The following is a 26,967-nucleotide window of genomic DNA, read 5'->3' on the forward strand; positions in this document are numbered from 1 at the left end:
GGCGCGTGTTACCAAGAGCCATGCCTGCCACCCCCGCCCCACAAGCGCCGACCGGCCGCCCCGGACCCCGACCCCACGACTCCTACGACGCGGTGATCGTCGGAGGCGGCCACAACGGCCTGGTCGCCGCCGCCTACCTGGCCCGCGCCGGGCGGTCCGTGCTGGTCCTGGAGCGGCTCGGGCACACCGGCGGCGCAGCCGTCTCCACCCGCCCCTTCACCGGGGTCGACGCCCGGCTGTCGCGGTACTCCTACCTGGTCAGCCTTTTGCCCAAGAAGATCGTCCGGGATCTCGACCTCGACTTCCGCGTCCGGGGTCGCACGATCTCCTCGTACACCCCCGTCGAACGCGACGGCCGCCCCACCGGTCTGCTGGTCGGCGGCGGCGAGCGCCGCACCAGGGAGGCGTTTGCACGGCTGACCGGTTCGGGGCGCGAGTACGAGTCCTGGCAGCGCTTCTACGGCATGACGGGCCGTGTCGCCGAACGCGTCTTCCCGACCCTCACCGAGCCGCTGCCCACCAGGGACGAGCTACGGGTCCGCATCGACGACGAGGACGCCTGGCGCGCCCTCTTCGAGGAGCCGATCGGCGTCGCCGTGGAGTCGGCCTTCCACGACGACCTGGTGCGCGGTGTCGTCCTCACCGACGCCCTGATCGGCACCTTCGCGGACGCCCACGACCCCACCCTCAGCCAGAACCGCTGTTTCCTCTACCACGTGATCGGCGGCGGCACGGGTGCCTGGGACGTCCCCGTCGGCGGCATGGGCGCCCTCACGGACGCCCTGGCCGCCGCCGCCCGCGCGGCCGGAGCGGTGCTCGCCACCGGCCACGAGGTACGGAAGATCGCCACCGACGGCCGGTCCGCCGAGATCACCTACCGGACACCGGACGGCGAAGGCACCGTCGCCGCCCGCCACGTCCTGGTCAACGCCTCACCCCGGGAACTCGCGACGCTGACCGGCGACACGCCGCCGGAGCCCGCCGAGGGCGCACAGCTCAAGGTGAACATGCTGCTCAAGCGGCTCCCGAGGCTCCGGGACGGGTCCGTCGACCCGCGCGAGGCGTTCGCCGGCACCTTCCACATCGCCGAGGGCTACGACCAGCTGGCGACCTCCTACGCGCAGGCAGCCGCGGGCCGGCTCCCCGAGGCGCCGCCCTCCGAGATCTACTGCCACTCCCTCACCGACCCGACGATCCTCGGCCTGGACCTGGTCGAGCAGGGCTACCAGACGCTCACCCTGTTCGGGCTGCACACCCCCGCGAGGCTGTTCGAGGCCGACAACGACGCCGTGCGCGAGGAACTCCTGAAGTCGACCCTCGCCCAGCTCGACACGCATCTCGCCGAGCCCCTCGCCGACTGCCTCGCCACCGACGCCGAGGGCCGCCCCTGCATCGAGGCCAGGACCCCCCTCGACCTGGAACGCGACCTCGGCCTGCCCGGCGGCAACATCTTCCACCGCGCCCTCGCCTGGCCCCACACCCAGGAGGGCACCGGACGCTGGGGCGTGGAGACCCGCCACCCGAACGTGCTCCTGTGCGGCGCGGGCGCCGTACGCGGTGGCGGCGTCAGCGGGGTGCCGGGCCACAACGCGGCGATGGCGGCACTGGAGGCCCTCGGCGGTCCGTCCTGACCCGTGGGTGACCTCCGCTCTCGATCGCGCATTCCGGCCGGGCGGGCGACGCTGTAGGTACCTTTCCGTCCGCACCCGAGCCGAGTGTGCGGATACGGCTTCGTCCACAGAGTTGAGAACGCGGTGACGGGAGAGCAGCGGGCGTCCGAGCCGCCCGGCGCGGGTGGAGCGACACAGGCCGGGGGCTTGCCGCCGCACGCCCCGGTCCTGACCGCCGCCCGCGCGGGTGCCCGGATCGCCGCCCTGCTGGCCGCCCTGCTCGGAGCGCTGAGCCTGACCGGATGGATCGTCGACGCCGACGTGCTGAAAAGCCCGCTGCCCGGCGTCGAGGTCTCCATGAAGCCGAACACCGCCGTGGCGATCCTGACCCTCGGCCTGTCCCTGTTCCTGGTCGTCGGCCGCCCGGTGGGCGGGCGGACCCTCGCCGCGGCCCGCGTCGCCGCGCTCCCGGCGCTCCTCGTCGGCGGACTCACCGGCCTCGAGTACCTGACCGGGACGGGATTCGGTCTCGACGAACTCCTCTTCGACGACGACACCGCCGGGGTCGGCACCGGTACACCCGGGCGGATGTCGCCGAACACGGCCGCGGCCCTGACACTCGGGGGAGCAGCCTCCCTGTCCGCGAGCGCGCCCCGGGCACCCGCCTGGACCAGCCAGATCCCCGGCCTGGCCGTCCTCGCCCTCGGCATGCTGCGGCTGTACGGGGCCGCCTACGCGGTGACCGAGCTGGAACGGTTCGGCGCCTACACCGGGATGGCCCTGCACACCGCGGTCGCCCTGGTGCTGTTGGGCACCGCCGCGTTTCTCGCCCGGCCGGACGAGGACCTCGCGGGACTGCTGATGAACGCGGGCACCACCGGGGCCCTCGGGCGCCGGCTGTTCGCCACCGTCCTCGTCGTACCGCCCCTGCTCGGCTGGGCCGTCCTCGCGGGCGAGGACGCGGGCCTCTTCGGTCCGCGGCTGGGCACCGCGTTCCTCGTGGCCGGCCATGTCGCCGTGTTCACGGCGGTCGTCCTCGCGGCCTCGGCGGTGGGCCGCCGCATCGAGGAGGCCCATGCCCGCGCCGAATGGCAGGTACGGCAGAACGAACTCCTCCAGGCCTTCATGGACCACACACCGGCGGTGGTGTTCATCAAGGACCTGGACGGCCGCTTCCTCGCCGTCAACACGACGTTCGAGGCGAAAACGGGCCTGTCCCGCGACCAGGTGATCGGCCTGCGGGACGAGGACGTCCTGCCGCCCAGCCTCGCACGTCAGGCACGCGCCGCCGACCTCGCCATGCTCGCCCGCGGCACCCCCGTGCAGCGCGAGGAGCTGCTCAAGCTGCCGGAGGGCGAACGGGACGTCCTCAGCTCCCTGTTCCCGCTGAACGACGCGAACGGCGAGCCCTACGCCGTCTGCGGTGTGATCACCGACATCACCGAACGCGTCGCGGCCCAGCGCGAGGTCCAGCGGGCCCGGCGGCGCTTCCTCTCCCTCCTGGAATCCGCGCCCGACGCCACCCTCATCACGGACGGCGACGGCACCATCGTCATGGCCAACGCCCAGGTGGAACGCCTGTTCGGCCTCGCGCCCGGCGACCTCGTCGGCCATGACGTCGTCCGGCTCGTGCCCCACGCCCGGCGCCGACGGCACAGCGCCCTGCTGAACGCCTACCTGCGCCTGCGCGACCCCCGGCCGACCGTCGTGGACCGGGACCTGTACGGGCGGCACCCCGACGGCTCCGAGTTCCCCGTCGAGGTGAGCGTCAGCAGACTCCAGGCCGAACAGCAGACCCTGGTCGTCCTGACCGTACGGGACATCACCGAGCGCAGACAGGCGGAGGCCGCCCGCGCCGAGCGCTACGAGCAGCACCGGCACATCGCCTACACCCTCCAGCACAGCCTCATGGGGGAGCCGCCCCGCCTCCCGCACCTGCCCAGCGCGCACCGCTACCTGGCCTCCGTCCAGGACCCCGGGGTCGGCGGCGACTGGTTCGACGTCATCCCCCTCGGTGAACGCCGCACCGGCGTCATCGTCGGCGACGTGATGGGCCGGGGCCTGGAGGCGGCGGCCGTCATGGGGCAGCTGCGCGCCGCCTCCCACGCGCTGGCCCGCACCGGCGCCACGCCCAGCCGGCTCATGACCGCCCTCGACGCCTTCGTCAACGACCTCGCCGACCAGCTCGTCACCTGCGTCTACCTGGTCATGGACCAGGACGCGGACGGAGTCACCCTGTGCTCGGCCGGGCATCTGCCCGTCATCGCCCTGCCCCCGGACGGGGCAGCCCGCCGACTGTGGACCCCGATCGGAGTGCCGCTCGGCGTCAACGACCTGGGCGGCGGAGTGCCGTTCGAGGAGGCCACCCATCCGCTGCCGCCCGGCAGCACGCTCGTGCTCTACACCGACGGACTCGTGGAGCGACCGGGCACCGACATCGAGGTCCAGATCGACGTCCTCACCCAGACCCTCGACCTGGCGCTGAAAGGCGCCCCCGGGGACCCGGAACTCCTCGACCGGGCCGCGGACCGGCTGATCACCACCCTCCTCCCGGACCCGGCCGCCCATGACGACGACGTGACGCTGCTGATGATCCGCGTGCCCGGTCCGGAGGGGGAGGAAGCGTGCGGCTGACCCCGCAGGGCGCCCAGCTCTACGCGGGGCTGCGGGCCGCGTACATCCAGATCGAACGCACCCTGGAGGACGTCCGCCGCACCGGGTCCCTCGGTGGGGGCGTACTGCGCGCCGGGTTCTCCACCACACTGCCCGAGAAGGTGCGCGCGGAACTCATCGACGCATTCGAGAGCCGGTACCCGGACTGCCGGGTCGTCGCCTCCGGCATGCCCACCAATGGTCGCGATTCGACCGCGGCAGCCACTGGGCGGCCCACGACGCCCCCGACCTGCTCGTCACCGATCTGCACACCTTCTTCGGTCCGCTGCGCCAGAGCTGAGGTGACCTACGGGCGGTGCGTCGGAGTGGGACAAAACGGATGTCGCGCGAGACGCTGACCCCATGACAGCTCCTTCGGCGCCCGCCGCCGACACGCCGTACCGTTTCGACGACCTGACCGCCCTGTTCATCAACTGCACCCTGAAGCCGTCCCCGCAGCTCAGTCATACCCAGGGCCTCATCGACAAGAGCGCGGCCATCATGGTGTCGTGCGGGGTCACCACCTCCGAGGTCCGCGCCGTCGACCACGACATCGCGCCCGGTGTCTACCCGGACATGACCGAGCACGGTTTCGCGACGGACGAGTGGCCGGTCCTGTACGAGCAGGTGATGGCCGCGGACATCCTGGTCGTCGCCGGGCCGATCTGGCTCGGCGACAACAGCTCGGTGACCAAGAGGGTGATCGAGCGCCTGTACGCCTGCTCCAGCGAACTGAACGAGAAGGGGCAGTACGCGTACTACGGCCGCGTCGGCGGCTGCCTGATCACCGGCAACGAGGACGGCGTCAAGCACTGTGCCATGAACGTCCTCTACAGCCTCCAGCACCTCGGCTACACGATCCCGCCCCAGGCCGACGCCGGCTGGATCGGCGCGGCCGGCCCCGGACCGTCGTACCTGGACCCGGGCTCGGGCGGACCGGAGAACGACTTCACCAACCGCAACACCGCCTTCATGACCTGGAACCTCATGCACATGGCGGCCCTGCTGAAGCGCTCCGGAGGCATCCCCGCCTACGGCAACCAGCGCACCGAGTGGGACGCCGGCTGCCGCCCGGGTGCGGAGAATCCCGAACACCGCTGACCCCTTCGTCGCAGGTCACGAGGGTCCCGGCCGCCCACGCGGCCCGTCCGTCCCCCCGCGCGCCACAAGATTCACCGCTGTGCCAATCCACCGCCCGACCTGCTCCGGATTACGCGAGAACCGGAGCACGCAGGGCGGGAGGAAGAGGCGATGGATCCGCGGGACAGAGGGAACGCTCCGCACGACTCGGAGCACACGGCACGGCACGGACGGCGCACGGCCGTGGTGGGCGCCGGGGTGGCGGGCCTGACGGCCGCGTACATCCTGGGGCGGACCCGTCACGTCACCCTGTACGAGGCCGACGACCGGCTCGGCGGGCACGCGCACACCCATGAGCTGACCTCGGCGCACGACGGACGCGTGCACCGCGTCGACTCCGGGTTCATCGTGCACAATCGGCGCACCTATCCACGGCTGCTGCGGCTCTTCGACGAACTCGGCGTCGCCACGCAGGAGTCGGACATGAGCATGTCGGTCCGATGCGAGGGGTGCGGCCTGGAGTACGCCGGCGCCCGGGGGCCCGCCGGACTGTTCGCCCGCCCCGGCAACCTGCTGCGCGGCCGCTATCTGCGGCTCCTGGCGGAGGTGCCCGTCTTCCACCGGGCAGCCCGGCGACTGCTCGCCCGGGGCGGCGATCCGCCGCTCACGCTGGGGGAGTTCCTGGACCGGGAGGGCTTCTCCCCCTACTTCCGCACCCACTTCATGACCCCGGTCGTCTCCGCCGTCTGGTCCTGCGACGCCGCCACCGCCCAGCGCTACCCCGCCGCCTATCTGTTCCGCTTCCTGGAACACCACGGACTGCTGTCGGTGGGCGGCTCACCGGTGTGGCGCACGGTCACCGGCGGATCGCGCGAGTACGTCGACCGCGTCGCCAAGCACATCGGCGAGGTCCGCGCCGGCACGCCCGTCCGAGCCGTACGACGCCACGCCGACGGCGCCTCGGTGACGGCCGCCGACGGCACCACCGAGTCCTACGACGCCGTCGTGATCGCGGTCCACCCGGATCAGGCGCTGCGGATGCTGGCCGACCCGACCGAGGCGGAGCGGAACGTGCTGGGCGCGTTCCGCTACTCCCGCAACACCACCCTCCTGCACACCGACCCCCGGCTGCTGCCGCGGTCCCGGGGCGCCCGCGCCTCCTGGAACCATCTGCTGCCGTCCTGCGACGCGGGCGCCGACCGGGTACGGGTCAGCTACGACATGAACCGGCTGCAACGCCTGGACGCCACCGAGCACTACGTGGTCACGCTCGGCGGCGAGGACCGCGTCGACCCCGGCCGGGTCCTGGCTCGCATGGTCTACGAACACCCCGTCTACACCCCCGAGTCGGTGGCCGCCCAGCGTCGGCTGCCGGAACTCGACAGTCCCGTCTGCGCCTTCGCGGGCGCCTACCACGGCTGGGGGTTCCACGAGGACGGCTGCCGCTCCGGCGTCGAGGCCGCCGCGGCCCTGGGAGCGCGCTGGTGAACCCCGTCCCGGCCACCGCCGAACCCGCCCTCTACTCCTGCGAGATCGTCCACGTACGGACCGCTCCGCGGCGCTACGCGCTGCGGCACCGCACGTACCTGTGGCTCCTCGACCCCGACCGCCCGCCCCGGCTGCCCCGCCTCCTGCGACCGCTCGCCCGGTTCGACCCGCGTGACCACTTCTCCGGTGACCAGCCCACGATCCGGGCCGGCCTCGACGCGTTCCTCGCCGAACGGGGCGTGACCCTGGACGGCGGCCGGGTGCTGATGCTCACCCACGCGCGCGTGCTCGGGTACGTGTTCAACCCGCTCACCCTGTTCTGGTGCCACGGACCCGACGGCGAACTGCGGTGCGTCGTCGCGGAGGTCCACAACACCTACGGCGGACGCCACTGCTACCTCCTGCCCGCCGGCGGCACCGGCACGGCCGGCGAGCCGTACCGCGCCGACAAGGAGTTCTACGTCTCGCCGTTCCTCCCGGTCGACGGCCGCTACCGCATGCGGCTGCCGTCGCCCGGAACGCGACTCGACCTGACCGTCCACCTGGACCGCGAGGAGGGCCGCACCCTCACCGCCACCGTCCGGGGCACCCGGCGCGAGGCGACCGCGTGGACCCTGCTGCGGCTGGCGGCGCGTCACCCCTGGTCCACCCTCGCCGTGTCGGCTGCCATCCGGGCCCACGGCATACGCCTCTACCTGCGGGGACTGCCCGTCCACCCGCGCCCCGACGACCGCATCCCGGAGAACGCCGCATGACCACAGCAGAGCCCCGCATCGTCCCCGGCGGCCCGACCGCCCCGGCCGATCCCGCGCGCTGGCCCGATGTGGCCGCCGTCCCCGCCTCCTCGCCGCTGCGCACGGCCGTGACCTCGGCCCTCGTCCGGCGGGCCCTGCGCGACCTTCCGCTGCGGGCCCGGTTCGCCGGAAGCGGCACCGTCGGCCTGGGCGGGCCGCTGCTGGACGTGAGGGACCCCGCCGCCTTCCACGCCCGCGTCGGCACCGCCGGCCTCGTCGGGTTCGGCGAGTCGTACATGGCCGGCGAGTGGGACGCCCCCGACCTCGTCGGCGCCCTCACCGTGCTCGCCGCCCACGCCGCCGAACTGATTCCGGCCCCGCTGCAACGCCTGCGCGGCCTGTGGGCGCCGCGCCAGCCGCACGAGGAGCGCAACACACCCGAGGGGTCCCGCACCAACATCAGCCGCCACTACGACCTGTCCAACGACCTGTTCGCCCTCTTCCTCGACGACACCCTCACCTACTCCTCCGCCGTCTTCCGCGGCTTCCCCGCCCACGGGGACCGGCTCGCCGCCGCCCAGCACCGCAAGATCGACCGCCTCCTCGACCTGGCCGAGGTAGGCGAGGGCACCCGGCTGCTGGAGATCGGCACCGGCTGGGGCGAACTCGCCCTGCGGGCCGCCGCCCGCGGCGCCCACGTCACCTCCCTCACCCTCTCCCGGGAACAGCGCGACCTGGCCCGCGACCGCATCCGCGCCGCGGGACTCGACCAGCGGGTCTCCGTCGAACTGTGCGACTACCGCGAGGCACGGGGGGAGTACGACGCCGTCGTCAGCGTCGAGATGATCGAGGCGGTCGGCGCCGAGTTCTGGCCGGTGTACTTCCGTGCCCTCGACGAGCGGCTCGCCCCCGGCGGCCGGGTGGCGCTCCAGGCCATCACCATGCCGCACGACCGGATGCTCGCCACCCGCGACACCTTCACCTGGATCCACAAGTACGTCTTCCCCGGCGGACGCATCCCCTCCACCCGCGCGATCGAGGACACCGCCCGCGACCACACCCGGCTGCGCCTCGCACGGCGCGACGCGTTCGGCGCCCACTACGCCGAGACGCTGCGCCTGTGGCGGGAGCGGTTCACCGAGCGCGCCGACGACGTCGAGGCGCTCGGCTTCGACGAGACCTTCCGCAGGCTGTGGACCTTCTACCTGGCCTACTCCGAGGCCGGGTTCCGGGCCGGCTACCTCGACGTGCACCACTACCTGTTCGACAAGGAGGGCCCGACCCGATGACCACCACCGCCCCCGCCACGGCCCGCCCCGGCGCCGCCCACCTGCTCACCGCCCTCGCCGAGGACGCCCTCGGCGGCCCCCTGCCGGTGCGGCTGCGCGCCTGGGACGGCAGCGAGACCGGCCCGGCCGACGCTCCCGTGGTCGTCGTACGGTCCCGGCGCGCGCTCCGCCGCCTCCTGTGGCAGCCCGGCGAACTGGGCCTCGCCCAGGCGTACGTCACCGGCGAACTCGACATCGAGGGCGACCTGGCGCAGGGATTGCGGACCGTCTGGGCCGCGCACCGGGAGCGCGGCCTGCGCCCGCCGAGGCTCTCACCCGCCGACCGGGCGCGCGCCGTCGCCACCGCCGTACGGCTCGGCGCGCTCGGCCCACGGCCGCCCGCCCCCGCCTCCCAGGCCCGGCTCCGCGGCGGCCTGCACAGCCGGGCCCGCGACCGTGCCGCCATCAGCCACCACTACGACCTCTCCAACGACTTCTACGCCCTCCTCCTCGACGAGACCATGGCCTACTCCTGCGGCTACTGGGCCGCGGAGCACGCCGAGCCCGGGCCCGCCGACGCCCAGCGGGCCAAGCTGGAGCTGATCTGCCGCAAGCTCGCCCTGGCACCCGGCGCCCGGCTCCTCGACATCGGCTGCGGCTGGGGCTCGCTCACCCTGCACGCGGCCCAGCGGTACGGCGCCCGGGTCACCGCCGTCACTCTGGCCCGCGAACAGGCCGCGTACGTGCGGGAGCAGGTCCGCGAGCGCGGTCTGACCGACCTGGTGGACGTGGTCCGCCAGGACTACCGCGACATCGAGGGCGGCCGCTACGACGCCGTCGCCACCGTCGAGATGGGGGAGCACGTCGGGGACGCCGAGTACCCGGCGTTCACCGCCGCCCTGCACCGGCTCGTCCGGCCGCGCGGCCGGGTGCTGGTCCAGCAGATGTCCCGCGGCCGGGTCGCCCCCGGCGGCGGGCCCTTCATCGAGGCGTACATCGCCCCCGACATGCACATGCGCCCCCTGGGCGAGACGGTGGGCCTGCTGGAGGGGGCGGGCCTGGAGGTCCGGCACACCGAGTCGCTGCGCGAGCACTACGTCCGCACCATCGGCGCCTGGCACCGCACCCTGGAGGACCACTGGGAGCGGTTCGTCCGGCTGGTGGGGGAGGAGACCGCACGCGTGTGGCGGCTGTATCTGGTGGGCGCGGCCCTGGCGTTCGAGGAGGGCCGGATGGGCGTCGACCAGATCCTGGCCGTACGGCCAGGCCCCGGCGGCGACAGCGGTCTCCCGGCGAGCACGCACACCTGGTACGAGGGGCTGGAGCGGCCGTGAGCGACTTCCCGTGGAGCGCCTTCGCGCTGAACCTCGCCTGGGCCGCCGCCGCGGCCCTCGCGGTCATGCTCGTCACCTTCGCCGTCGCCGTCCGCCTCGGCCTGCACCGGATCGTGGACATCGCCTGGGGCGTCGGCTTCACCGCGGTCGCCGTCGTCACCTGCGTCGCCTCCGCCGGCGAGGGCGACCCCGTGCGGCGGCTGCTGGTCACGGCGTTGACGGCGATCTGGGGGCTGCGCCTCGCGGCGCACATCGCCCGCCGGGGCCGCGGCCACGGCGAGGACCCCCGCTACGAGGCCATGCTGTCCAAGGCCCCCGGCAACCGGAACGCGTACGCCCTGCGCATGGTCTACCTGCTCCAGGGCGCCCTGGTGTGGCTCGTGTCTCTGCCCGTGCAGGCCGCGCAGTACGTGCCCGACCCGCCGTCGGCCCTCACCTGGGCCGGCGCCGCACTGTGGGCGGTCGGCCTCGGCTTCGAGGCGGTCGGCGACGCCCAACTGGCCCGGTTCAAGGCCGACCCCGCCCACCGGGGCAGGATCATGGACCGGGGACTGTGGTCGTGGACCCGGCACCCCAACTACTTCGGGGACTTCTGCGTCTGGTGGGGGCTGTTCCTCATGGCCTGCGACTCCCCGGCGGCGGCCGCGGTCTCCGTGGTATCACCGGTGGTGATGAGCCTGCTGCTCACCCGGGGCAGCGGCAAACGGCTGCTGGAGAAGCACATGGCCGACCGGCCCGGCTACACCGAGTACCAGGCCCGCACCAGCGGCTTCTTCCCCCGACCGCCGAAGCGGACGCACAGCGGGGCGGGAGCGCGATGACGTACGGACAGCGGGACGGGAGCGCGACGACGTACGGACAGCGGCAGGGGGACGCCCTCCTCCTGAGGGCCTCCCCGACCCGGCCGAGGGCGGCCGTCCTGGTGCTGCACGGCGGTCAGGCCGTGAGCCACCGCCCCACCCGTCCCTGGCAGCTCGCCGCGCTGCGGATGGACCCCTTCGTCCGGGCGCTGTCCGCCGCGCTGCCCGACCGGGAGGTCCTGGTCGCCCAGGTCCGCTACCGTCTGCGCGGCTGGAACGACCTGCGCGCCGACCCCGTACGGGACACCGAACTCGCCCTGGACGACCTCGGCGCACGCGTCGGCCCCGTCCCCACGGTGCTGCTCGGCCACTCCATGGGCGCCCGTGCCGCCCTGCGCGCCGCCGGTCACCCGCAGGTGGCCGGCGTCGTCGCCCTCGCGCCGTGGTGGCCGCCGGACGAGCCCGTGGACCACCTGGCGGGCCGTCGGGTCGTCGCCCTGCACGGCGACCGTGACCGCATCACCTCACCCGCCGACTCGGCGCACTGCGTGCGCCGGGCCCAGCACACGGCGGCACGCGCCGGCCTGGCCGTCGTCCATGGCGGCGACCACGCGATGCTCCGCCGCCGCCAGTTCTGGCACCGCACCGCGACCACTCTCGTCGCCCATCTCCTCGACCCCACGGGCGCACCGGACCCCCTCCCCGAGGAGTCCTACGGCACGGACGGCTTCCCCGTGCTCTGAGCACGGGGGCGGCGTCGGTGAGCCGCGCGGACGAAGAGGAGGCCCGTACTCCCCACTGGGGGAGCGGGCCTCCTCTTCGTCCGCTCGGGTGGTCGGCCTCCCCGGTCAGACCGGGAACGGCACCTGGGTGAGCGGGGCGGAGGTGGGGTGGTCGGAGCCGCCCTCGGGTTCCAGGGTGATGCCCATGCCGGACGCGCCGTCGACGGCCCCGCGCATCAGCACGGTCTGGTCGGCGCGGCCCGGGTCCATCAGACCGGCCGGCCGCATGCCGCCACGGTCGTCGAACCAGAGCTGATAGACCTTGCCGCCCGGCGGGCGCGCCATCCCCGAGGCGACGAACACGGCCCGGTCCTGGCCGCGGGAGACGACGACGGCACCGGACGCGCCGCCGGCCAGCTCGGCCGCCCGCACCGTGGCGTCGGGCGCGGCCAGCACGGCGGCGATCCCGTCCGCCGTTCGCGCGGCACGCCGCGCCTCAGCGCGGGCGTCCTCCGCCCGCTCGTGCTGCCACACGGCCGTCCCCCCGAGAGCCGTGGCCGCCGCGAGGCAGGCGGCCAGGGCCCAGCGGGAGACCGACCGCGCCCGCGGCCGGGCCCGGCCCCGGCGTCCCTGCCCCGGCCCGCCGGGCGTCTCCTGCCGCACGCCGGTGATGTGGCGCAGCACCTGGTCCCGCATGCCCGGCGTGGTCGCCGTGGCGACGGCGAGTCCCAGGCGGGCCGCCGTCGCCGACAGCTCGGCCGTCTCCTGCGCGCAGGCGTCGCAGCCCGCGAGGTGACGCTCGAACCGCACGGTCTCCTCCGGGGACAGGGCGTGCAGCGCGTACGCCCCGGTCAGCCGGTGCGGGTCGACGGTCCTCATGCGGTCACCCCCAGGCAGTCGCGCAGCCGGATGAGGCCGTCGCGCAGCCGGGTCTTGACCGTCCCCAGCGGCACCGCGAGCGCCTCGGCCACCTCACGGTGGGTGAGCCCCCGGTAGTACGCCAGGGTGACGGCCTGGTGCTGGACGTCGGTCAGCGTGCGCAGACAGCGCCGGACCTGCTCGCGCTCCAGCCGCGCCTCGACGTGTTCCGCCACCTCGTCGTACTCGGGCAGCCGCGCCAGCAGCGCCGCCTTGTGGTCACGGGCGGCCGCGGCGTCCACCGAGCGCACCCGGTCCACGGCCCGCCGATGGGCCAGCGTGAGGATCCAGTTGATGGCCGTGCCCCGGTCGGACCGGTAGCGGGGCGCGGTCCGCCACACCTCCACCAGGACCTCCTGCGCCACCTCCTCCGACTGCGCCCGGTCCCGCAGCACCGCGAGCACGACACCGAGGACGGGACTCGCCACGGAGTCGTAGAGCCGGGCGAACGCCCCCTCGTCCCCCAGGGCCACCAGGCCCACCAGTTCCTGAAGGTCGGGCTCCGCCGAGGGATGCCTGCCGATACGCACCGCTTCTTTCACCGAGGGCCTCCACCATCGCGCCGGGTCCGGATGTAATCCGTTCCTGTCGAGCCCCCGGATCGGTTGCACCCGCGGCGAAAGTCCACGGGCTGGAACGCGGGTGTCGGACCGCAACCGAAGTGGCCGAAAATGTGTCTCAGGACGCGTGGTCCTGGTCCGGGGCGTGGGGGTTCCGGCGGCACGGCGGCCTTGGGGGCTGGAATGAACACATGGGCGGTGCCCGGGTACACCGAGTCACTGGAGCTCGGGGCGGGGGCGAGCGGGCGGGTCGTCCTCGGCGTGCACGAGGAGACCGGGGTCCCGGTCGCGATGAAGTACCTCAGCGAGTCACTGCGCGACCGGCCCGGCTTCGTACGCGACTTCCGCGCCGAGGCCCGGCTCCTCGCCGGCCTGGAGAGCCCGTACGTCGCCGAGCTGTACGAGTACGTCGAGAGCACCGACGGCGCCGCCATCGTGATGGAGCTGGTGGACGGCGTCTCGCTGCGGACCCTGCTCACCAGGGAGGGCCCCCTCGACGCGGAGGCCGCCCTCGTGATCCTGAAGGGCTCGCTGCTCGGTCTCGCCGACGCGCACCGTGTCGGGGTCGTCCACCGGGACTACAAGCCCGAGAACGTCATGGTCGTACCGGACGGGGCGTCCAAGCTCGTCGACTTCGGGATCGCGGCGGACGCCGGCACCAAAGCCGGTGCGGCCGGCACCCCCTCCTACATGGCCCCGGAGCAGTGGACCGGCGCGCCCGCCTCGCCCGCTGCCGACGTGTACGCGGCGACCGCCACGTTCTTCGAGTGCCTGACCGGCCACAAGCCCTATGCGGGCGACAATCTCGCCGCCCTCGCGCTCCAGCACGTCGACGCGCCCGTCCCCGTCGAGGAGGTCCCCGAGCCGGTGCGGGACCTCGTCCGGCGCGGTCTCGCCAAGAATCCGGGGGACCGCCCGTCGCACGCCGAGGAGTTCGTCGCCGACCTGGAAGCGGTCGCGGGTGCCGCCTACGGGCCCGACTGGGAGGAGCGCGGCCGTGGCCGGCTCGCCGCGCTGGTGGCGCTGCTGGCCCTGCTGCTTCCCTCGGCCCGCAGCACCCCGGAGACCACCACCGACACCGCCCGCACCGTCCTGAGCCAGGGTTCGCGCCGCGACTGGGCCCGCTCGTGGCGCCCTGGTCGGCCGGGCCTCGCGGTGTCCGGCGCGGCGCTGCTCCTGGGCGCGTTCCTCACCTACGGCGTGCAGCACACACCGGTGACCCCGCAGGAGGCGGCGCAGGCCCTGGCCACCACCAGCTTCGAGCCCGGCGCCGAGTCGTCGGGTCCCGCCGATCCGACCGGGACGCCCTCCTCCTCGTCGTCGGCGTCGGCCACCTCCGACGAGTCCACCAGCCCGTCGGCCTCGGCCTCGGCATCGGAGAGCACCGAGACGGGGGATCCGTCCCCGTCCGACACCACCGCCCCGCCGCCGACGGAGTCGACACCGCCGACGGAGACGACCACCGAGGCGACCCCGACGAGCGCGTCCCCCAGCGCCCCGAGCGCGCCCGCCATCAAGGACATCACGGTGACGGGCTTCCGGCAGACGGGTCTGACGACCGCCACCGCGACGATCCAGATCACCACGGACGGCACCGGGCCGTTCTCCCTCACCGTCTCCTGGCTGTCCGGCGAGATCCGGCAGCTCGCCCCGGACGGCGCCGCCCAGACGTTCCAGCGCAGCGGAGCGAGCACGTACACCCTCACCGTCGTTCACACCTTCCAGGGCAAGGGCTGCTACTGGGCGGTGCGGGCCACGACCACTCCGGCCTCCGCCGACGGCGGCGCCTCGCAGCAACTCCTGACCAGGCAGTGTGAGATCAGATGACCGCACCGTACGACCCCGACCCCGCGTCCGCCGAGGGCCAGGACGTCGAGCACACCCAGGTGCTCGACACCGCCGGCCGCCCCGCCCCGCACGACACGTCCGGCTACGACGACCCCGACTACAGCGCCACCGTCCTCGGCAGCCAGTGGATCCAGCGTCCCGACCCGGACACGACGCTGATCGAGCCCGAGACGACGCTGGTCGAGCCGGACACCACCACGCCGGAACCGCGGGACGCCACCCCGGCCGGGCCGACCCCCGTCGCGTTCGGACCGGACGGCACCTTCGTCGAACCCGACAGCACGCGGGCCGAACCGGACGTGACGCCGTCCGAACAACCGGACGTGACACCGTCCGAACGTGACGTGACCCTCGTCAAGCCGGACACGACCCTGGTGAGGCCGGACACCACGCTGGTCGGGCCGTCGGATGCGGAGGCGCCGCTGCCGCAGCCGGACCGTACCGACGGCACCGTGCTCCGTTTCGGCCCCGGTGTGACGGCCACTGTCGCGCAGCGCACCCACCGGACGCTGCCCACGCTGCCACCGCTCCCCGCACCCCCGCGCCGACGCCGCCTGCGCCGACACGCGCTGCCCGCGTTCGTGCTGCTCTGCGTCATCGCCTTCCTGGCCTGGCAGCGTCTCGGCCCCTCCGTCGAGGTGCGCACGGTGGCGGTCAAGGCCCGGCCCGCGGCGCTGGGCTGCGACGAGACGGTGGACATCGTCGGCCTGGTCACCACCGACGGCCGCCCCGGCACCCTCACCTACCGCTGGACCCGGAGCGACGGCACCGAATCGGGCGTCCTGCGCGAGGTGATGGTCCGAGGCCAGACCAGGGCCCGGCTCCACCTCCTGTGGACCTTCGAGGGCAAGGGCCGCCGGACGGCCCGGGTCGACCTCCACATCCTCACGCCCACCGACCACAAGGCCACGAAGCGCTTCACCTACGCCTGCCCCTGACGGCAGCCGACCCAAGGGGCGCGGGGAACTGCGCGACAAGCTCCCACAAACCCGCAGCCGCCCGTCAACCTGCACTCACCCCCGCCCTGGGCGGCCCTCACACGTCCGCGCTACAACACAAAAACTGACGGTGCATCAGAAAACCTCTTCCCTCGTCCGGAGGACTGCGGCATCCTGCGCACCATGCAGACGGAGCTGAGCAGAAAACTCGGAGTCGAGTACGCCGTCTTCGGCTTCACGCCGTTCCCCGCCGTCGCCGCCGCCATCAGCCGGGCCGGCGGTTTCGGCGTGCTCGGCGCGGTCCGCTACACGGCCCCCGACGACCTCAAGCGCGACCTCGACTGGATCGAGGCCCATGTCGACGGCAAACCGTACGGGCTGGACGTCGTCATGCCGGCCAAGAAGGTGGAGGGCGTCACCGAGGCGGACGTCGAGGCGATGATCCCCGAAGGGCACCGCCAGTTCGTCAAGGACACCCTCGCCAAGTTCGGCGTGCCGGAACTCGCCGAGGGCGAGGCCTCCGGCTGGCGCATCACCGGCTGGATGGAACAGGTCGCCCGCACCCAGCTGGACGTCGCCTTCGACTACCCGATCCGACTGCTCGCCAACGCCCTCGGCTCCCCGCCCGCCGATGTCATCGACCGCGCCCACGAGCAGGACGTACTGGTCGCCGCGCTCGCCGGCAGCGCCCGCCACGCCCGCAAGCACGCCGACGCCGGAATCGACATCGTCGTCGCCCAGGGCTACGAGGCCGGCGGTCACACCGGTGAGATCGCCTCCATGGTCCTCACCCCCGAAGTCGTGGACGCCGTCGCCCCGTTGCCCGTGCTCGCGGCCGGAGGCATCGGCAGCGGGCAGCAGATCGCCGCCGCGTTCGCGCTCGGCGCGCAGGGCGTGTGGCTGGGCTCGCTGTGGCTCACCACCACCGAGGCCGAACTGCCCTCGCCACGGCTGATCGAGAAGCTCCTCGCCGCCGGCTCCGGCGACACCGTCCGCTCCCGCGCCCTCACCGGGAAACCCGCACGCCAGCTCCGCACCGAATGGACCGACGCCTGGGACGACCCGCAGGGCCCCGGCGCCCTCCCCATGCCCCTGCAAGGGCTGCTCGTCGCCGACGCGGTCTCCCGCATCCAGAAGTACGAGGTGGAGCCGCTGCTCGGCACCCCGGTCGGGCAGATCGTCGGCCGCATGACCAGCGAGCGCAGCGTCCAGGCCGTCTTCGACGACCTCACCCGAGGCTTCGAGCAGGCCGTGGACCGCGTCAACCGGATCGCCGGAAGGAGCGAGGAACAGTGAGCCAAGCCCTTCAGCAGCACGCCACGCAGGCGCAGGCCCCGCAGGGGTTCTGGGCCCAGGCGACCGCCGACCCCGACCGCCCGGTGCTCGTAGCCCCCGACGGCGAGGAGTGGACCGCCGGACGCCTGCACGGCGCCGCCAACCGGCTGGTGCACGGACTGCGCGCGGCCGGCCTCGAACGCGGCGACGCCTTCGCCGTCGTCCTGCCCAACGGCGTGGAGTTCCTCACCGCCTACCTGGCCGCCAGCCAGGCCGGCTTCTACCTCGTCCCCGTCAACCACCATCTCGTGGGCCCCGAGATCGCCTGGATCGTCTCCGACTCGGGCGCCAAGGTGCTCATCGCCCACGAACGGTTCGCCGGGGCCGCGCGCCACGCCGCCGACGAGGCCGGCCTCCCCGCCAGCCACCGGTACGCGGTCGGCGAGGTCGACGGATTCCGCGCGTACCCCGAACTCCTCGACGGGCAGCCGGAGTCACCGCCCGAGGGCCGCACCCTCGGCTGGGTGATGAACTACACCTCGGGCACCACCGGCCGCCCCCGCGGCATCCGCCGCCCCCTGCCCGGCAAACTCCCCGAGGAGTCGTACCTCGGCGGTTTCCTCGGCATCTTCGGCATCAGGCCGTTCGACGGCAACGTCCACCTGGTGTGCTCGCCGCTCTACCACACGGCCGTCCTGCAGTTCGCGGGAGCGTCCCTGCACATCGGGCACCGGCTGGTGGTGATGGACAAGTGGACCCCCGAGGGCACGCTCCGAGCCATCGACACCCACCGCTGCACCCACACCCATATGGTCCCCACCCAGTTCCACCGGCTCCTCGCGCTCCCCGAGGGGGTGCGCGCCCGCTACGACGTGTCGTCGATGCGGCACGCCATCCACGGCGCCGCCCCCTGTCCGGACCATGTGAAGCGGGCCATGATCGAGTGGTGGGGGCACAGCGTCGAGGAGTACTACGCGGCCAGCGAGGGCGGGGGAGCGTTCGCCACCGCGGAGGACTGGCTGAAGAAGCCCGGCACCGTCGGCAAGGCCTGGCCCATCAGCGAACTCGCGATCTTCGACGACGACGGCAACCGGCTGCCGCCCGGTGAACTCGGCACCGTGTACATGAAGATGAGCACCGGCGGATTCTCGTACCACAAGGACGAGGGCAAGACGCGCAAGAACCGCATCGGTGACTTCTTCACGGTCGGTGACCTCGGTCTCCTCGACGAGGACGGCTATCTCTTCCTCCGCGACCGCAAGATCGACCTCATCATCTCCGGCGGCGTCAACATCTACCCCGCCGAGATCGAGGCCGCCCTCCTCACCCACCCCGCCGTCGCCGACGCCGCCGCCTTCGGCATCCCGCACGACGACTGGGGCGAGGAGGTGAAGGCCGTCGTCGAACCGGCCCCCGGCTTCACCCCCGGGCCCGCGCTCGCCGAGGAGATCCTCGCCCACTGCGCCCGCGAACTCGCCGGGTACAAGCGGCCGAAGACCGTCGACTTCACCGACGCGATGCCCCGCGACCCCAATGGCAAGCTCTACAAGCGGAGGCTGCGCGAACCGTACTGGGAGGGACGGCAGCGGACCGTGTGAGCGTCACGGCTTGCGCGCCACCCCGCCGAGCGCGATCACCTCACCGGACCCGCCGGGGCCCTTCGCCGGATCGGGGCGCCAGTCGTTCAGCGGGACGACCCCCGGCTCCAGCAGCTCCAACCCGTCGAAGCACCCGGCGAGTTCCTCCGGGGCGCGCAGGAAGTACGGGACGGCGCCGCTCTCGTTGTACTGCCGGGTGGCCTCGGCGTTGGCCTTGTGCGTGTCGACACTGTCGTTGAAGGCGAACCAGCTGCCGGAGGGCAGGGCGCCCAACAGGGTGCCGATGATGGCGCGGGCCCGGTCGTAGTCCGCGATGTGCCCGGAGACCTGCATCATCGTCAACGCGACCGGCCGGGTGAGGTCGAGCGTCCGCGCCGCCTCGCGCAGCACGGTCGCGGGATCGTGGAGGTCGGCGTCCACGTAGTCGGTCATGCCCTCGGGTGTGCTGGTGAGCAGGGCCCGTGCGTGTGTCAGGACCAGCGGGTCGTTGTCGACGTAGACGATCCGCGCCTCGGGCGCCACCCGCTGGGCGATCTGATGGGTGTTGTCCGCCGTCGGCAGTCCCGTGCCGATGTCGAGGAACTGGCGCACCCCTGCCTCACCGGCGAGGAAGCGCACCGCCCGGCCGAGGAAGGCACGGGAGTCACGGGCGAGGTCGGTGATGCCGGGGAACACCGCGCGGAACGCGTCGCCCGCCTCATGGTCGACGGGGTAGTTGTCCTTGCCACCGAGCCAGTAGTTCCAGATCCGGGCCGAGTGCGGCACCGTCGTGTCGATCTTGGCGAGAGCGTCGGTCTCCGGGCGTAACGAGTCCTGCGCCACCGGATCGCCTCCTACGGGAAAAGGTTATATGCCAACGGCATGGTGCCGTCCCACAGAAGGACGGCACCACACCTCCCCGGATCATTGGCTCACGCGCACCACCTTGAGCTTCGGCGACGACCGGATGTCCTTCTCGCAGAACCGGGACGTCACCCACTTCTCGGCCGAGAACAGCCGGGTCTGGTCCAGGTGATGGGGTGAGTTCGGGTTGGCGGACTGCGAGTACGTCAGGAGCGTGCGGGCCACCGGGCAGCGGCCGCCGTCCCAGCCGACCGCCTGGATGTGGCTGGAACCCGACGACACCTCGGCATAGCCGCCGGCGGCGGCGTTCCACGGCGCCTCGATCTTGTTCCAGACGCCGAGCGACTCCGTGCCGCCGTGCACCGGAATGCGCCGGTCCCCACGGACGACGAACTGGTGGTGCCCGAGCTTCGCGTCCAGCGCGATGCCCGCCGCCCGAAGCTCCGTCACCGTGTCCGCGAGCGCCGTGGCGAAGCCCGGCGCGGAAGTGTTCAGCGTGTTCGGCGTCCTCACCGGGTCGGCAGCCGAGAACGGCACCTTCCACAGCTGCGCGTTCGGCACGGCGCGGGTCAGCTTGCGCCAGAACCGGTCGTAGAGCAGCGCGCCCCGGCTGGAGGTGTCCACGGTCCGGTCCCACGCCGCGAGGACCCGGCAGGCCTCGGACACGTCGACGGCTGTGCCGTCACTGCCCGTCGCCGTGCCGCCCGGCAGCGCGGCACACGCCCGCGCCGCGTCCTCGGCGGCCAGATCGGCCGCGGGCACCCGGTTCGCGAACTGCTGCTTCTGCAGGTCCCGTACGGTCAGCCCGCCCTCGGCGGCCATCGCCGCGACGTCCTCGACCGCGCCGCGCGTGCGCATCGACCGCTGGGTGCCGACATTGCCGAAGACCCGCTCGTAGCCGGTGAGCGGCCGGTCCGCGTTGGCCAGCCACGCGCTGTCGTTGGAGTTCTCCGCGTACGGGGCGTCCTTCAGCGTCGGCATCTTCGCCGGCCCGAAGACCCCCGGCTGCAGGGCGTCGGGATCGCTGCCGGGCGCGCAGTCGCCACGCGCGCCGTCGAGGACGGCGACACCGGCCGCCGGGTACGTGGCCCGGCCCAGCGGCGTGGAGCAGCGCGCCGCCAGCTCGTCGGTGATCCGGGGCAGCACCTGGGACTGGGTGAACAGGGTGTGCCCGGCGGAGTCCGCGGCCACGGTGTTCACCCAGGGCAGCCCCTGGTGCCGGCCGAGGGCCTTCAAAACGTCGGCCGTTCCGCGTGCCTTGGCGAAACCGAGGGAGGTGTCCGCGAACCGCAGGTTGCCCGTGTTCGGGTCGGCCAGCGCGTACGCGGTGCCGGCCGTCCACGGCAGGGAGAGGTCACTGCCCAGTGAGGTGACGACGGGCCCGTACCGGGTCCACCACTGGGTGCGGGTGACCGGCTCGCCGTCCTTCACGGCGACGGTGACGCTCCGCTTCGTCATCCGTTCCGCCTTGCCGTCGACCAGGTACGTCGTCGGGTCGGCCGGATCCAGGGTCAGCTGGTGCAGGTTCATGGGGGTGCCGGTGGCGACCGTGTGGCTCCACGCCACCTTCGCGTTGAACCCGATCTGGGTGATCGGCGAGCCGAGCAGCGAACCGCCGGAGACATTCAGCTCGCCGGGGATCGTCTGCTGCGCCTGCCAGAAGCGGCGGCCCCCGGCCCACGGGTAGTGCGGGTTGCCCAGCAGCAGACCGCGCCCGTTCGCCGTGGTGTCGCCGCGGAAGGCGACCGCGTTGGAGCCCATGTCGGCGTCGCCGGTGGAGAACAGTTCGCTCGCGGCCCGCGCGGCGGCCTTCGCGTCCGGCGCCTCGGCCTTCGGCGCCGCTCCGGGGGCGGGCGGCTGGGCGGTGGCGATGGCGTCCACGAACCGTCCCTCGCCGCCGAGGACTGCCAGGGCGTACGCGCGGGAGAACACGTCGAGCGTCGTCACCGGCCGCACCCAGGCGGCGCCCTTGCACGCGGGGTCGGTGATCCGGTTCTTCCTCAGCCAGGCGTTGTAGCCGGCCGCCCAGCCGCGCATCAGCTCCTTCACCTGGCGGCTCGGGCCGACCGGTGCGGGCCGCTCCAGCAGCCGCTGCACGGAGCGGGTGTCCCGGACGCCCCGGAAGTACAGGTCGCTCGTGAGGTTCTTCGTCGCCGAGGAGAGCGAGAAGTCGGGCGCGGTGTCCGGCCCGAAGTAGCGCGACCGCTCGCCGCGCACGGTCACGAACCCGTCGGCGAGCACGCACACCTGGTCGGCGGCCTGCGCCCAGCCGGTGCCGAAGCCGAGGTCCGCGTAGTCGTCGGCGACGATGTGCGGTATGCCGTACTCGGTGTAGCGGATCACGGCGGACAGCCCGCCGTGGGAGGGATGGTGCCCGCCGCCGCGGTCGCCGTCGGTGGCGGCGGCCGAGGGTAAGGCGGCCGAGGCGGTGAGCAGGGCGACGGCCGAGACGACGAGCTGTCTCAGACGGGTGCGCATGGGGGCCTCCCGGCGTCATGGGGGAACAAACGGTTGAGCCTGACAGTGCGTTCGTACGTAGTCCAGATGTGCGTTGATCTTCACCCTGGTTGACTCTTGAACCAGGGAGCGGAGTTGAGCCGCTTCACGCCATGCGGACCGGATTCCGGCCATGCGCGCGGCACGCTTGACCCCGCTCGCGGGGCCGAACGAGGATCACGCCGGGAACCGGTGGACGAAGGGGCGGATCATGACGGCTGGACGCAATGTGACGGTCGACGGGGTGCTGCGGCGCAGTGCCCGGCGGACCCCCGCACGTGTCGCGATCCGCTACGGCGACCGCTCCTGGACGTACGCCGAACTGGACGACGCCGTCTCCCGCGCCGCACGCGCCCTGCGCGACACCGGGCTGGGGCCGGGCGACCGGGTCGCCGCCTACGGCCACAACTCGGACGCCTATCTGATCGCGTTCCTGGCCTCCGCCCGCGCCGGCCTCGTCCATGTCCCGGTCAACCAGCACCTCACCGGCGACGACCTGGCGTACCTCCTCGACCAGTCCGGCAGCACCCTCGTCCTCACCGACCCGGACCTCGCCGGGAACCTCCCCGACGCGACCCGCACCCTCCCGCTGCGCGACGCGGACGACTCACTGCTCGCCCGGCTCGCCGCCACCGAGCCGTACGACGGCGAGGAGCCGAAGGCCGAGGACCTCGTGCAGCTCCTCTACACGTCCGGCACCACCGCCCTGCCCAAGGGCGCGATGATGACGCACCGCGCGCTGGTCCACGAGTACCTGAGCGCCATCACCGCCCTCGACCTGTCCGCCGGTGACCGGCCGGTGCACTCGCTGCCGCTGTACCACTCCGCGCAGATGCACGTCTTCCTGGTGCCGTACCTCGCCGTCGGCGCCACCAACACCATCCTCGACGCGCCCGACGGCGACCGGATCCTCGACCTCGTCGAGTCGGGGGACGCCGACAGCCTCTTCGCCCCGCCCACCGTGTGGATCGCGCTGTCGAACCGCCCCGACTTCGACAGCCGCGACCTCAGCGGGCTCCGCAAGGCGTACTACGGGGCGTCGATCATGCCGGTGCCCGTCCTGGAGCGCCTCAGGGAGCGCCTGCCGAAGCTCGCCTTCCACAACTGCTTCGGCCAGAGCGAGATCGGCCCCCTCGCCATGGTCCTCGGCCCCTACGAGCACAAGGGCCGCATGGATTCCTGCGGGCGCCCCGTCATGTTCGTCGAGGCCAGGGTCGTCGACGACAAGGGCGCGGACGTGCCCGACGGCACCCCCGGTGAGATCGTCTACCGGTCCCCGCAGCTGTGCGAGGGCTACTGGGACAAGCCCGAGGAGACCGCCGCCGCGTTCCGCGACGGCTGGTTCCACTCCGGCGACCTCGCGGTCCGCGACGCCGACGGGTTCTTCACCATCGTCGACCGGGTCAAGGACGTCATCAACTCCGGTGGCGTCCTCATCGCCTCCCGCCAGGTCGAGGACGCCCTCTACACCCATGACCAGGTCGCCGAGGTCGCCGTCGTCGGACTGCCCGACGACCACTGGATCGAGGCCGTCACCGCGGTCGTCGTCCCGCGCGGCGAGGTCACGGAGGCCGAACTCGTCGCCCACGCACGGGAGAAGCTCCCGCACTTCAAGGCACCGAAGAAGGTGCTCTTCGTGGAGGAACTGCCGCGCAACGCGAGCGGGAAGATCCTCAAGCGGGAACTGAGGGACCGGTACGCGCGACCCTGAACCCCGCTCCCGCGCCGTTCCCGTCGAACTCCATTGCGCCGCACCGCCCCCGGCCAGCAAGATCGACTCCATGCCACGCCTCACCGCACCCGACGGAACCGAACTCGCCTACCACGTGCGCGGCGAGGGCGATCCACTGGTCGTCCTCCCCGGCGGCCCCATGCGTGCCTCCGCGTACCTGGGCGACCTGGGCGGACTGGCCGCCCACCGTCGCCTGATCCTGCTGGACCTGCGCGGCACGGGCGACTCGGCGGTCCCGGCCGATCCGGCGACGTACCGGTGCGACCGGCAGGTGGACGACGTGGAGGCCCTGCGGGCGCACCTGGGCCTGGAGCGCATGGACGTCCTCGCCCACTCGGCCGGCGGCAACCTCGCCACGCTGTACGCGGCCCGCCACCCGCACCGGGTCTCCCGACTGGCCCTGATCACCGCCACCCCCTGGGCGCTGGGCCTGCCGGTCACCGTCGAGGGCCGGCTCGCGGCGGCCCGCCTCCGCGAGGACGAGCCCTGGTTCGCCGACGCGTACCCGCACTTCGAGGCCGCCTGGACCGGACGCGGCCCTTTCGACGACGAGATGATGCCGTTCTTCTACGGCCGCTGGGACGCCGCCGCCGAGGCCCACATGGCCGCCGAGGTGGCACAGACCAACGACGACGCCGCCGATGCCTACGGCTCCGGCGGTGCGTACGATCCCGAGGCCACCCGAGCCGCCCTCACCGAACTGGCCGCCCCCGTCCTCCACCTCGGCGGCGCGCTCGACACCGGCCCGACCCCGCAGCTCGTCCGGCAGGCGGCCGGTCTCTTCCCCGAGAGCGAGTACTCGATCCAGCCCGGCGCCGGGCACTTCCCCTGGCTCGACGACCCCGAGTGGTTCGTACGTCGTGTCACGACCTTCCTCGCCGGTGACGAGTCGGTGGTGGAGCGGACCTGGCGCATGCTGCGGGAGGGGCACCCCGAGGCGCGCCGGGGCTGTCCCGAGGTGATCGAGGCGGCGTTCGCCGAGCCGAGACTCCGCGGGCTGTACCCGTTTCCCAGCCACGGCGCCCTGTTCTTCCACCGCAACACCGACTTCCCCTGGAGCAACGACCTTCCTTACATCGCCACCGGCTTCACCGGCTACCTGGTGTACGCCGCCCGGTCCGCCGACGTCCTCGGCGAGACCGCCACCCCGGAGGAGGCCGCCGCGCTCGTCGTCGCCCATCTGCCGGACGACTGCGGGCCCGCCATTGAGGGGTCTTGGCCGGAGCCGGAGCCGGAGCCGAACGCCGGCCCTTCGGCCTAGCCGCAGTCGCAGTCGCAGTCGCAGTCGCAGTCGCAGTCGCAGTCGCAGTCGCAGCCGGAGCCGGAGCCGGAGCCGCAGCCGCAGCCGCAGCCGCGGCCGGAGCCTCAGCCATCGCCTCCCGCCCGGCCGTGCCTCGGGGCTCTCACCCGTCCGCCGACGCCGCCACCGACCGGGCCCACCGGTAGTCCGCCTTGCCGCTGGGGGAGCGCTGGATGGTGTCGGTGAGGACGAGTTGGCGGGGGATCTTGTACCCGGCGAGGCGGGTGCGGCAGTGGGTCTGGATGTCCTCCAGGGTCGGGCGGGCCGCGCCCTCCCGGAGCTGCACCACGGCCGCCACATGGTTGCCCCAGCGGGCGTCCGGCACCCCGGCGACCAGCGCGTCGTACACATCGGGGTGGGCCTTGAGCGCCTGCTCGACCTCCTCCGGGTACACCTTCTCGCCCCCGGTGTTGATGCACTGCGACCCCCGGCCGAGGACGGTGACCACGCCCTCCTCGTCGACGGTCGCCATGTCGCCGAGGAGCACCCAGCGCTCGCCGTCCTTCTCGAAGAAGGTCTCGGCGGTCTTCCGCGGGTCGTTGTAGTAGCCGAGGGGCACATGGCCGCGCTGTGCGACCCGGCCCGGCACGCCGACCGGGACGGGCTCGTACGTCGCCGGGTCCACCACCCGGGTACGGGCGTGGACGCGGATCCTGAAGCCGTCGCCCGCCCCCGAGTCGTCGGTCGCCGTGCCGTTGAAGCCGGACTCCGACGAGCCGAAGTTGTTGAGCAGCATCGCGTTCGGTACGAGGGCCTGGAACTGCTGCCGCACCGTCTCCGACATGATGGCGCCGGACGACGACACGCTGAACAGCGACGAGCAGTCCGTGCCCTTCATCGGGCCGTTCAGCGCGTCGATCAGCGGTCGCAGCATCGCGTCGCCCACCAGCGACACACTGGTGACCCGCTCCCGCTCGATCGTCCGCAGCACCTCATCGGGTACGAACTTGCGGTGGATGACGACCCGTTGGCCGAAGTTGAACCCGATGAACGCCGTGAGCGTCGACGTGCCGTGCATCAGCGGCGCGGTGGGGAAGAAGGTGATCCCGTCACCGCCCGCCGCGACCCGCTCGGCCAGCTCCTGCGGTGCCTTCACCGGCTCCCCGGTCGGCGCCCCTCCGCCCAACCCCGAGAAGAACAAGTCTTCCTGACGCCACATCACGCCCTTGGGCATGCCCGTCGTGCCGCCGGTGTAGATGATGAACAGGTCGTCGCCCGAGCGGGCCGGGAAGCCCCGCCCGGCCGACCCGGAGGCATCGGCGTCGGTGAAGTCGGTCGCGGGCAGATCGGGCGCGTCCGGCGCAGGGGTCCCCACCCGCACCAGATGCCGCAGCTTCTCCGTCCGTGGCACGGCCTTCGCCACGCGCCCGCTGAACTCCGCGTCGAACACCAGCCCCGTCAGATCCGCGTCGCGGTAGAGATAGACCAACTCCTCCTCGACATAGCGGTAGTTGACGTTGACCGGTACGAGCCGGGCCTTGAGGCAGCCCAGTGCGGTCTGGAGGTACTCGACCCCGTTGTACAGATGCAGGCCCACGTGCTCACCGGGCCGCAGCCCGCTGTCGAGCAGATGGTGGCCGATCCGGTTCGCCGCCGCGTCCAGCTCCGCGTAGGTGAGCCGCCGGTCCGCGCCCGTACCGGGGATGTCGAGAAACGCGAGCGCCGCCCGGTCCGGGACGACGTCGACCACCGACTCGAACAGGTCGGCAAGGTTGTACTCCACCGTGCTCCTCCTGACCCCGGGCGCGCCTGGCGGGTGGCTGCCATCCGT

Annotated in this window: 21 protein-coding genes and 1 pseudogene; 17 read left to right on the top strand and 5 right to left on the bottom strand. The window is 73.0% G+C overall.

Features of this window, described 5'->3' with window-relative positions; all coding sequences use genetic code 11:
* Positions 1–20: 20 nt before the first annotated feature.
* From M8J73_RS06940 to M8J73_RS06985, 10 genes are all read left to right on the top strand, one after another.
* The gene (locus M8J73_RS06940; RefSeq protein ID WP_249828350.1) at positions 21–1,631 is read left to right on the top strand and encodes a phytoene desaturase family protein; all 1,611 of its coding nucleotides are present in this window, start codon (positions 21–23) and stop codon (positions 1,629–1,631) included.
* Between the two features lie 186 nt (positions 1,632–1,817).
* Entirely contained in the window at positions 1,818–4,244 is a 2,427-nt protein-coding gene (locus M8J73_RS06945; protein WP_055540433.1) for a SpoIIE family protein phosphatase, read from the top strand.
* Positions 4,235–4,621: a hypothetical protein gene (locus tag M8J73_RS06950; protein WP_157873206.1), complete on the top strand. Its 387-nt coding sequence runs from the start codon at positions 4,235–4,237 to the stop codon at positions 4,619–4,621. Before M8J73_RS06945 ends, M8J73_RS06950 begins: the two co-directional genes overlap by 10 nt.
* Positions 4,622–4,625: 4 nt before the next feature.
* Complete coding sequence (locus M8J73_RS06955) at positions 4,626–5,363, top strand: flavodoxin family protein (RefSeq protein ID WP_055540435.1); 738 nt, start codon at positions 4,626–4,628, stop codon at positions 5,361–5,363.
* 150 nt (positions 5,364–5,513) lie between these two features.
* Positions 5,514–6,830 (top strand): NAD(P)/FAD-dependent oxidoreductase, encoded by a 1,317-nt coding sequence (locus tag M8J73_RS06960; protein ID WP_249828351.1) that lies wholly within the window; start codon positions 5,514–5,516, stop codon positions 6,828–6,830.
* Positions 6,827–7,585: a DUF1365 domain-containing protein gene (locus tag M8J73_RS06965; protein WP_249828352.1), complete on the top strand. Its 759-nt coding sequence runs from the start codon at positions 6,827–6,829 to the stop codon at positions 7,583–7,585. Before M8J73_RS06960 ends, M8J73_RS06965 begins: the two co-directional genes overlap by 4 nt.
* Positions 7,582–8,853, top strand: a complete 1,272-nt coding sequence (locus M8J73_RS06970) for a class I SAM-dependent methyltransferase (RefSeq protein WP_249828353.1) — start codon at positions 7,582–7,584, stop codon at positions 8,851–8,853. The genes M8J73_RS06965 and M8J73_RS06970 overlap by 4 nt, the downstream gene beginning before the upstream one ends.
* Entirely contained in the window at positions 8,850–10,166 is a 1,317-nt protein-coding gene (locus M8J73_RS06975) for a class I SAM-dependent methyltransferase (RefSeq protein ID WP_249828354.1), read from the top strand. Before M8J73_RS06970 ends, M8J73_RS06975 begins: the two co-directional genes overlap by 4 nt.
* The gene (locus tag M8J73_RS06980) at positions 10,163–10,987 is read left to right on the top strand and encodes a DUF1295 domain-containing protein (protein WP_055543065.1); all 825 of its coding nucleotides are present in this window, start codon (positions 10,163–10,165) and stop codon (positions 10,985–10,987) included. The genes M8J73_RS06975 and M8J73_RS06980 overlap by 4 nt, the downstream gene beginning before the upstream one ends.
* A complete protein-coding gene (locus tag M8J73_RS06985) occupies positions 10,984–11,709 on the top strand; it encodes an alpha/beta family hydrolase (RefSeq protein WP_055543066.1) in 726 nt (241 codons plus the stop codon). The genes M8J73_RS06980 and M8J73_RS06985 overlap by 4 nt, the downstream gene beginning before the upstream one ends.
* A gap of 105 nt (positions 11,710–11,814) precedes the next feature.
* Here M8J73_RS06985 and M8J73_RS06990 read toward each other — a convergent pair whose 3' ends face one another.
* Together M8J73_RS06990 and sigK are read right to left on the bottom strand one after the other, a co-directional pair.
* Positions 11,815–12,567 carry an anti-sigma factor gene (locus tag M8J73_RS06990; protein ID WP_249828355.1) on the bottom strand — a complete coding sequence of 251 codons (753 nt, stop codon included), beginning with the start codon at positions 12,565–12,567 and terminating at the stop codon, positions 11,815–11,817.
* On the bottom strand, positions 12,564–13,148 hold the full coding sequence (sigK, locus tag M8J73_RS06995) for an ECF RNA polymerase sigma factor SigK (protein ID WP_249828356.1): 585 nt from the start codon (positions 13,146–13,148) through the stop codon (positions 12,564–12,566). The genes M8J73_RS06990 and sigK overlap by 4 nt, the downstream gene beginning before the upstream one ends.
* Positions 13,149–13,349: 201 nt before the next feature.
* On the opposite strand from sigK, the gene M8J73_RS07000 reads away from it, so the two are divergent.
* The 4 genes from M8J73_RS07000 to M8J73_RS07015 all read left to right on the top strand — a co-directional run bounded on the left by M8J73_RS07000 (position 13,350) and on the right by M8J73_RS07015 (position 18,825).
* The gene (locus tag M8J73_RS07000; protein ID WP_249828357.1) at positions 13,350–14,993 is read left to right on the top strand and encodes a serine/threonine-protein kinase; all 1,644 of its coding nucleotides are present in this window, start codon (positions 13,350–13,352) and stop codon (positions 14,991–14,993) included.
* Positions 14,990–15,952, top strand: a complete 963-nt coding sequence (locus M8J73_RS07005) for a hypothetical protein (RefSeq protein WP_079054740.1) — start codon at positions 14,990–14,992, stop codon at positions 15,950–15,952. The genes M8J73_RS07000 and M8J73_RS07005 overlap by 4 nt, the downstream gene beginning before the upstream one ends.
* A 183-nt stretch (positions 15,953–16,135) precedes the next feature.
* On the top strand, positions 16,136–17,248 hold the full coding sequence (locus M8J73_RS07010; protein WP_055537891.1) for an NAD(P)H-dependent flavin oxidoreductase: 1,113 nt from the start codon (positions 16,136–16,138) through the stop codon (positions 17,246–17,248).
* Positions 17,245–18,825: an acyl-CoA synthetase gene (locus tag M8J73_RS07015; RefSeq protein ID WP_274757649.1), complete on the top strand. Its 1,581-nt coding sequence runs from the start codon at positions 17,245–17,247 to the stop codon at positions 18,823–18,825. The genes M8J73_RS07010 and M8J73_RS07015 overlap by 4 nt, the downstream gene beginning before the upstream one ends.
* Before the next feature lie 3 nt (positions 18,826–18,828).
* Here M8J73_RS07015 and M8J73_RS07020 read toward each other — a convergent pair whose 3' ends face one another.
* Positions 18,829–19,647, bottom strand: coding sequence for an SAM-dependent methyltransferase (locus M8J73_RS07020; protein WP_249828358.1), 819 nt, complete (start codon positions 19,645–19,647; stop codon positions 18,829–18,831).
* 81 nt (positions 19,648–19,728) lie between these two features.
* Positions 19,729–22,146, bottom strand: a complete 2,418-nt coding sequence (locus tag M8J73_RS07025) for a penicillin acylase family protein (RefSeq protein WP_055540650.1) — start codon at positions 22,144–22,146, stop codon at positions 19,729–19,731.
* Between the two features lie 229 nt (positions 22,147–22,375).
* On the opposite strand from M8J73_RS07025, the gene M8J73_RS07030 reads away from it, so the two are divergent.
* The 3 genes and pseudogenes from M8J73_RS07030 (at position 22,376) to M8J73_RS07040 (ending at position 25,157) form a co-directional block, all read left to right on the top strand.
* A complete protein-coding gene (locus M8J73_RS07030; RefSeq protein ID WP_055540651.1) occupies positions 22,376–23,875 on the top strand; it encodes an acyl-CoA synthetase in 1,500 nt (499 codons plus the stop codon).
* Between the two features lie 70 nt (positions 23,876–23,945).
* Positions 23,946–24,779: pseudogene (locus M8J73_RS07035) on the top strand (alpha/beta fold hydrolase); the annotation flags it as partial.
* 12 nt (positions 24,780–24,791) lie between these two features.
* Positions 24,792–25,157 carry a DUF6193 family natural product biosynthesis protein gene (locus tag M8J73_RS07040; RefSeq protein ID WP_372503912.1) on the top strand — a complete coding sequence of 122 codons (366 nt, stop codon included), beginning with the start codon at positions 24,792–24,794 and terminating at the stop codon, positions 25,155–25,157.
* 142 nt (positions 25,158–25,299) lie between these two features.
* Here the strand turns inward: M8J73_RS07040 and M8J73_RS07045 are convergent, their stop codons facing one another.
* Positions 25,300–26,919: an acyl-CoA synthetase gene (locus M8J73_RS07045; protein WP_055540649.1), complete on the bottom strand. Its 1,620-nt coding sequence runs from the start codon at positions 26,917–26,919 to the stop codon at positions 25,300–25,302.
* Positions 26,920–26,967 lie beyond the last annotated feature (48 nt).

It is taken from the genome of Streptomyces neyagawaensis (assembly GCF_023516595.1).
GTDB lineage: Bacteria > Actinomycetota > Actinomycetes > Streptomycetales > Streptomycetaceae > Streptomyces > Streptomyces neyagawaensis.